1 protein-coding gene is annotated in these 913 nt (G+C 35.6%); it reads left to right on the top strand.

Translation table 11 applies throughout. The annotated features are described in order from the left end of the window. A partial coding sequence (locus tag OM075_RS25210; protein ID WP_494515759.1) for a TolB-like translocation protein occupies positions 1-913 on the top strand: 913 nt, incomplete at both ends.

Genomic DNA, 913 nt, shown 5'->3' with positions numbered 1-913 from the left:
GACAACTGGCTGTGGCCTATTTAAAAGTAAGTGAAACGGTAAAAAGTGAAAATACTTTCGCTTCAGTTGCAATGGATCATTTAAGCAACGACCAGTTGTTTATGTATGCACAATCATTAAAATATAATGGTAAATATGCAGAGGCCGATCGTGTAATAGCCATGTATAAGGAACGAAATCCTGAAGATGGAAGAGCTACAGAATTATTGAATTCTTTACCTAAGATTGAAAAGATTTTAGCAGAAGAAAGATATTTAATTGATGAAGTGGATTTTAATTCTGAACAATCAGATTTTGGACCAGTAGCTTACAATGGAGATATCTATTTTGTGTCTGCACGAGATTTGGATTATATCATTAAAAGAGAATATGCATGGAAAGAAGCTCCCTATTTGAATGTTTTAAAAACGTCGGAAAAGGAAGGTTTGTTTTCTAATCCTAAGTTGTTTTCAACGGAGATGCGCAGCATGTTTCACGATGGTCCTGTGTGTTTCAGTAAGGACGGAAAAGAACTGTATATCACCCGAAATATCAACAACGATTTTATTGATGCAAACTTTAAAAAGAAGAAGGGTTATAATAACCTGATTATCTTAAAATCAGAAAAACAAGCTGATGGATCATGGTCGAAACCGGAAGAACTTCCATTCAACAGTAAAGCCTACTCATGCGGACACGCTTGCTTATCTTCAGATGGTAATCGACTTTATTTTACATCGAATATGCCGGGAAGTATTGGTGGAACAGATATTTATTATGTGGATAAAGAGGGTGACTCCTGGAGTATACCAGTAAATTTGGGTAAAGATATCAATACCGAAGGAGATGAAATGTTTCCTTTTATTCATCAGAGTGGTCGTTTATATTTTGCTTCCAATGGTCATGTAGGTGTTGGTGGACTGGATATCTTTAT

The organism is Plebeiibacterium sediminum (genome assembly GCF_026013605.1).
Taxonomy (GTDB): Bacteria; Bacteroidota; Bacteroidia; order Bacteroidales; family Marinilabiliaceae; genus Saccharicrinis; species Saccharicrinis sediminus.
The sequence above is the reverse complement of the archived record's forward strand: the minus strand, read 5'-3'. Positions and strand labels throughout refer to the sequence as shown.